6 protein-coding genes and 2 pseudogenes are annotated in these 6,350 nt (G+C 60.6%); 6 read left to right on the top strand and 2 right to left on the bottom strand.

From position 1 onward, the window contains the following. Together ACR0AD_RS20865 and ACR0AD_RS20860 are read right to left on the bottom strand one after the other, a co-directional pair. Positions 1-362, bottom strand: a pseudogene (locus ACR0AD_RS20865) (hypothetical protein); the annotation flags it as partial. A gap of 610 nt (positions 363-972) precedes the next feature. Next, a complete protein-coding gene (locus ACR0AD_RS20860; RefSeq protein WP_480489482.1) occupies positions 973-1,425 on the bottom strand; it encodes an Lrp/AsnC family transcriptional regulator in 453 nt (150 codons plus the stop codon). Between the two features lie 316 nt (positions 1,426-1,741). Between ACR0AD_RS20860 and ACR0AD_RS20855 the strand changes: the two are divergent. From ACR0AD_RS20855 to ACR0AD_RS20830, 6 genes and pseudogenes are all read left to right on the top strand, one after another. Next, a pseudogene (locus ACR0AD_RS20855) lies at positions 1,742-2,411 on the top strand (IS5 family transposase); the annotation flags it as partial. A gap of 326 nt (positions 2,412-2,737) precedes the next feature. Next, complete coding sequence (gene dctP, locus ACR0AD_RS20850) at positions 2,738-3,748, top strand: TRAP transporter substrate-binding protein DctP (protein ID WP_480489481.1); 1,011 nt, start codon at positions 2,738-2,740, stop codon at positions 3,746-3,748. A gap of 7 nt (positions 3,749-3,755) precedes the next feature. Continuing rightward, positions 3,756-4,298 (top strand): TRAP transporter small permease, encoded by a 543-nt coding sequence (locus tag ACR0AD_RS20845; RefSeq protein ID WP_480489480.1) that lies wholly within the window; start codon positions 3,756-3,758, stop codon positions 4,296-4,298. Beyond that, entirely contained in the window at positions 4,298-5,590 is a 1,293-nt protein-coding gene (locus ACR0AD_RS20840; protein ID WP_480489479.1) for a TRAP transporter large permease, read from the top strand. Before ACR0AD_RS20845 ends, ACR0AD_RS20840 begins: the two co-directional genes overlap by 1 nt. A 16-nt stretch (positions 5,591-5,606) precedes the next feature. Further along, entirely contained in the window at positions 5,607-6,011 is a 405-nt protein-coding gene (locus ACR0AD_RS20835; protein WP_480489478.1) for an OsmC family protein, read from the top strand. A gap of 45 nt (positions 6,012-6,056) precedes the next feature. Continuing rightward, positions 6,057-6,314 (top strand): hypothetical protein, encoded by a 258-nt coding sequence (locus ACR0AD_RS20830; RefSeq protein ID WP_480489477.1) that lies wholly within the window; start codon positions 6,057-6,059, stop codon positions 6,312-6,314. Positions 6,315-6,350 lie beyond the last annotated feature (36 nt).

Raw genomic sequence — 6,350 nt, 5'->3', positions numbered from 1 at the left:
AACGAAAACCCTTCAGGCGCGGCATCTTGGACGGCATCTTCATGCGTGAGGCCTAACCAGTTCAGAACGCGCAAACAAGTTGGCAATGCCATCTCGGCCCGTGCCTCGGCACGCAGGCGGGTCATGAACGACCGGCAGAACGACGCCTCGGTATGGCTGTTGGCGTAATAGGGCAGGACGGAGTTGCGGATGTAGTCTTCAACCTGCGCCAAGGCCCGGCCCGATGCGACATAGTCGGCATAGACGAGAGAGACATCTCCGAACAGGCCGGGAATGGATATTCCGTCACCGATCACGCCCTCACGCAGGCTGCGGACGATGTCATCGGATTTCAACGATGCGCGAAAAGCTGTGAGGGACATGCGAAACTCCTTTGAGGAAGGTTTACATGGTCTGGCGGGGAAATCTGACCCAAAGTTATCATGCTTTCCTGGCGCAAAGGTTGTTTCGAACGAAATCCGACCGGTCACACTTGGAAAATGACCACAAGTTCGCCAGATATCTGTCGACTACCCCCACATATCCGGTTCCGTCCCGATTCAAGCAGCGTGGGGTCAGCCCAGTCTGACCGGCAGCGCGACCGGGCCACGAAAGGCAAAGCCCCTGAACTCCACCTTCTGCATCGGATCGGCGGTTAACCGGCAACGCACTGGGTGAGCCGACCGGTATGTTCGACACCGTATTGATTGACCGTATCCTTCACATGTTGAATCGCGAAGACCGGTACACAACTCTGGCGACCCTGCATGTAGCCCCGGCTTTGCGGCCGCTCTATCGGAAAGCAGCGGTGACTGAAAAATCTCGCTTCGGAAACGCGGCTATCTTATCGCGCAGCGATCCTGAGCACCGGGTCGTACCGAAGCATCTCAGGCTCAGGGAATTATCTTGCCCAGGCCGTGCGGGGAGGCACTATCCGGCGACCGTCAGGCTCTTGGTGACATCAACCGGGCCAGGCGCGATGATCAACGCCCCTCAGGAGATCTTGAGCGGCCGCTCTTCGGCAATCGTTTCCATCGAGAAATAGGAGGTGACGGAATCAAGTTCGACCGCTGAGATCAGACGCTGGTAAACAAGGTCGTAGGATCGCATGTCCTCGGTGATCACCTTGATCAGGTAATCGTAATCACCGCCGATCCGGAAAAAGTCGACAACCTCGGGGATGTTCAGGACCGCCCGCCGGAAGGAATCGAGCCAGCCGAGTGAGTGGTGGCGTGTTTTGATCATCATGAAGACGACAAGGCCCAGCCCAAGTTTCTCTCGGTCAATGCGGATTCTGGAGCCGACGATGACCCCGGCTTCGTTCAGCCGTTGCAGGCGCCGCCAACAGGCGTTTTGCGACAGGTTCACCTTGTCGGCAAGTTCGCGCTGGGACAAGGCGCTGTTTTTCTGCAAGACCTCGATAATCTTCAGGTCTTTCTCATCCATTTTAGCGCCTTTCTCTATCAAATGAACCGCTGATAGACAGACAAGCATAACAACTGGCCACACACAATACTCCTGCGCGCAGCGCGCGTTACTGTTTGCGCCAGTCGGCAATCGCGTCTTGAACAGCCGTCGAGAGAACCGGCGCATAAACCATGAAGCCGACGGAGACGAAAGCCCCTGCCGTATTGGCCGCCGGCACCACGGCCCAAAGCCGTCCTGTTCGCAGAAATGAGTTGCGACTGGGCGAAAGGGCGTTGTTGCAGGTCTCTTCCCGTGAAGGATTCACATTGCGAATCCATGCGGTTAGACGGATCGCATGACGAAGCCTTCGCCCGCCCGCTACCGCACGACGAACTGGTCCAGCTACAACGCCGCGCTCGGGAAGCGCGGATCATTGTTGATCTGGCTGGACAAGGGGATGACCTGGCTTGCGCCGCATGAGGGCCGACCGGGGCGTCCGCCGGTTTTCTCGAACGCCGCGATCCAGTTCTGTCTTTCGGTCAGGGTATTGTTCAGGTTGCCGCTGAGACAAACCGCCGGGATGGTGGTCAGCCTCCTGCGCCTTGCGGGCCTGGATTGGCCTGTTCCGGACTGTTCCACCCTATGCCGCAGGCAAAAGACGCTGGCCGTCCAGAAACCCGTTTCGCCGCGCCGATGGGCCGCTGAACCTGCCTGATGACAGCACCGGGATCCGGTTCCTCAGCGATGGCGAATGGCAGGCGCGCAAGCACGGTGTCCAAAACCGACGCCAATGGCGCAAGGTGCATTTGGTCATGGATATTGCCACGTCCGACATCCGCGCCGTCGAGTTCACCCCCGGTCGCGACGGCGACAGCCCGGTGCTGCCAGACCTGCTCGACCAGGTCCCGGAGGGTGAGCCCATTGGCACCGTAACCGCTGACGGGGCCTGTAACACGCGCCGTTGCCACTCCGCCATCATCGAGCGTGATGCCGTTCCGATCATCCCGATCCGCAAGAACGGGCGGGAGGTCATTGCCGGTTACTCGGAAAAGCTTGCCGTGGTTGTAGGCCATGGGAGATCGCCAAACCATCTGCCCGGACGAGCCCATTAGAAATGTTCCGTGAATGTCGGCCGCGTCCACATCGTGGTCACGTCCTCGATATTCGTCTGCCTCAAAATGTTCGGAACCCGCTTTGACGTAGGGGCCAACGGCGATACACTCTTCGATAATTGTTAGCCGATTTCCAATGCCCCGGTGGTCAAACCCACCGCCTGTACCGCGATTATATGTCAGGATCGGTGAAAAATTTGCGTCGGAATCACCTAATCTTCACCCTGGGAGGACCAGATATGAGAAGAACATTTCAGACCGTCGCCGCTGGTGCGATGACATTTGCAGCGGCCGTTGCCCCGGCAGGCGCAGAAGAATGGCGTTTCAATAACTTCCTGCCGGAAACCCGCCCGGAAAGCGCCGAGCTGGAACTCTTTGTCACGGAAGCGAACGCGGCCCTGGGCGGGACGAGCGAGCTGAAGCTCTATAGCGGCGGCTCTCTGGGTCTGCCGAACACCGACACCCTGCGTTTCCTGCCCAAGGGTGCGGTCGAGATGAGCCTGATGTGGGCGAACTACCTGGGCCGCGACGCGCCAGCGCTCAGTTCGGTAGTGGTTCAGGGCGCCATCGGTTCGATTGAAGAGTTTCAAAAGGCGATCCCCACCGTTCGCGAGATCTACGAAGAAGAGTTCGCCGAATGGGGTGTCTCTTCGGTGGGATATGTCGCGATCCCGATGCTCTCGGTCTCGGTCTTCTGCCGGGATGAGCCGGTCCGCACCATCGAGGCGCTGAAGTCCAAGAAGCTGCGTGTCTGGGCGCGCGACCAGGTCGAAACCTTCAGCGGACTGGGCGTCGCCGCGCAGATCATCCCGCAGGAAGAGATGTATGTGGCGCTCAAGACTGGCGTTGTCGACTGTGCCCTATACCCCGCGCTCTACGCCCATACCGTGTCGTTGCAGGAGGTCGCGAAACATGCCTCCTTCCTCTATCCGATGGCATCAGGCCCCTATGTGATCGGTGTTTCCACCGACCGCTGGAACGCCACGGATGAGGCGACGAAGGCGGCGATCTCCAAGGCGGCAAGCGACCTCTGGGACCGCACCAACCAGTATGACGACGACTATGAGCGTGAACTGGCCGCACGCCAGAAACTGACCGAGGAAGGCGTGACCTGGGGCGAGGATTTCTCGCAGGAGGACCGTGACCTCTTCGTAAGCTCGGTGACCGAGGTCTGGAAGATTCTTGCCGAAGAGGCGGGCGGAAACGCGCCGGCCTATCGTGAGCGGGTTCTGACCGCACTGGGCCGCTGAACCTCAGATGGCGCTACGTGCAAGACAACTGATCGCGCTGGGGCTGGACCGTCTGGCCCTTGCGTGCGCCGCGGCCTCGGCGTTGGGAATGATCGTTATCGTCGGGATTATCGTGACCAGTGTGCTGATGCGCAAATTTGCCAACACGCCCCTGCATATCACCGAAGAGGTCGTCGGGCTTTTGCTGAGCGTCTCCCTGTTCCTCGGCCTGCCGATGGTGACGCTGAAGGCCAAACATGTCCGTGTCTCGCTGCTTGCCGACAGGCTGCGTGGCAGGATGCGCCTGGCCATCCAGATCGCCGCCCTGCTGGTCGGCATCGTCTTTTTCACCTGGCTGATCGTCGAGACGATCCCCTGGTTCGAATTTGCCTTCAAACGCAACCTCAAGACCGAAACCACCCGGATACTGCTTTACCCATGGATGGCGCTGATGCCGATTTCACTGACACTGACCGCGTCGATCTTTGTCGCCCGCCTGCTCGGGGTGCTGGACCGGATGGACGACAGCGAGGCCGACTTGGAACAGAGCTTTTCTGACGAGGTCCGGTAATGTCCTTCTGGCTTACTCTCGTCGGCGTGCTGGTTGCCACGGCTGGCACCGGTGTTGCGCTTGGCGCTGCTCTCGGCCTCACGGGGCTTCTGATCCTGCACTTCTTTTCCAACGGCGCGACTTCGCTGGCCATCGACGCGATCTGGAGTGTCTTCAACTCCTTCACCCTCAGCGCCGTGCCGATGTTCATCCTGCTGGGCGAGGTACTGCTGCGCAGCGGCATCAGCGAAAAGGCATATTCGGCCTTCTCGCCCCTGTTTCGCCGAATCCCGGGCGGGTTACTGCATACCAATATCGCGGTCTGTACCCTGTTCGGGGCGGTCAGCGGTTCAAGCCTGTCGACCGCGGCGGCGGTCGGTTCGGTCGCCTACCCCGAAATGGCGAGGCGCGGCTATGACAAAGATGCCGTCGTCGGCAGCCTGGCCGGTGGCGGCACGCTGGGCCTGCTTATCCCACCCAGCCTGTCGTTCCTGATCTACGGCGCGCTGACCGAAACCTCGATCGGCCGCCTCTTTGCCGCCGGTATCGTTCCGGGCCTCATGGTCGGCCTGATGTTCATGGCCTACCTGCTGGTCATCAGCATCCGAAACCCCGCGATTGCCCCGCGAGACGAGGCGCCGTCCTCCATCTGGCAGACGCTCGCGGGGTTCCGGCAGATCTGGCCGTTGCTGGCACTGATCCTCGCGGTCATCGGCAGCATCGTCGGCGGGCTGGCCACACCGACCGAGGCGGCGGGCGTCGGCGTGGTGCTGGCCGTCATCATCTCATCGATCTGGGGCGCGCTGACCTGGCGCAAGCTGATCGAGGCGATCTATCAGTCCGTCCTGCTTTTCGCCTCGGTCGGCTTCCTGGTTCTGGGCGCGACGATCCTGGCGAAATCGACCAGCATCCTCGGCGTGCCGCAACAGATACTCGAACTGGTGGCCGAAAGCGGTCTGGGCACCTACAGCGTCTTGCTGATCGTGGTGCTGATCTACCTGCTTCTGGGCTGCTTCTTTGACGGGCTGTCGCTGATGATCATGACGCTCCCGGTGGTCTTCCCGCTGCTGACGGGCCTCGGGTTCGACCCGATCTGGATCGGGGTGATCATCACCATCGTGATCGAGATCGGCCAGGTCACGCCGCCCGTCGGGCTGAACCTGTCGGTCCTCACAGCGCTGACCAATAACGAGGTCAGCCTGGGGCGCGTCGCGATGGCGACGGTTCCCTACTGGCTGATCCACCTCTTTGCCATTCTGGTCCTGACGATCTACCCGGCCATCGCCCTTTTCCTACCCGACATGCTGTTCTGACAAAGGAACCTGAACCATGGTTTTGAAAGTGAAACCCAAGATCTTCGGACCGGTCTTCGTGTCCTTTGACGGCAGCGCGCAGCTGACCTACGCCTATGGCGACCCTTCCGGGCTAAGCCCGCACCCGCCGGCCGGAACGCCGATGGACACGCTGATCGCCTCGCTCGGGTCCTGCATCGTGCGCTCGGTGGAATGGGTCGCGGGGCAGCGCAAGGCACCGCTGAGCCCTTTCCTGGTCAAGGTGGTCGGCGCCAAATCCCTTGATCTGCCGGGCCGGATGGAAACGGCCGAGATCACCATCATCGGCACGATGGTCGATGATGCGGAGCTGACGTTACAGATCCTCAAGCAGGCCAAGTCGATCTGCACGGTCAGCAACTCGCTGACCACCAGGGTCGAGATCGGATATGAACCCGCCTGATCCCAAGGGCGCCCAAGGCATGTCTCAGGCACAGGAACGGACCCCGTGACCGCCCCTCATTCAGACCATAGCGAAGTTCCGGTCGATGCGGACACAACGCCAGAGATGCTTGATCGGGACCCCTCCGCCGTTTACCGGCGCCTGCGCCGGGATATGCCGGTGGCTCGGATCAAGGCGATAAACCGTATCGTCCTGACCAAGGCCGACGATACCCATCTGGCCAAGACCGGCACGCGGCACTTTCATTCGGCATTGCCAACTTGTTTGCACGCGGTTGATGGCGGTCTGGTCTGCGTCCGTTAGGCGGTCATTTCGAGAGCGTAACCGTCCCAGAGGCCG

Source organism: Ruegeria sp. BH8 (assembly GCF_056538065.1).
This window is presented reverse-complemented; position numbering and strand designations above follow the sequence as displayed.

Bases quoted from the DNA above. Each gene is read 5' to 3' on its own strand.
- ACR0AD_RS20860 (WP_480489482.1), bottom strand. From the start codon at position 1,425: ATGGATGAGAAAGACCTGAAGATTATCGAGGTCTTGCAGAAAAACAGC.
- dctP (WP_480489481.1), top strand. From the start codon at position 2,738: ATGAGAAGAACATTTCAGACCGTCGCCGCTGGTGCGATGACATTTGCA.
- ACR0AD_RS20845 (WP_480489480.1), top strand. From the start codon at position 3,756: ATGGCGCTACGTGCAAGACAACTGATCGCGCTGGGGCTGGACCGTCTG.
- ACR0AD_RS20840 (WP_480489479.1), top strand. From the start codon at position 4,298: ATGTCCTTCTGGCTTACTCTCGTCGGCGTGCTGGTTGCCACGGCTGGC.
- ACR0AD_RS20835 (WP_480489478.1), top strand. From the start codon at position 5,607: ATGGTTTTGAAAGTGAAACCCAAGATCTTCGGACCGGTCTTCGTGTCC.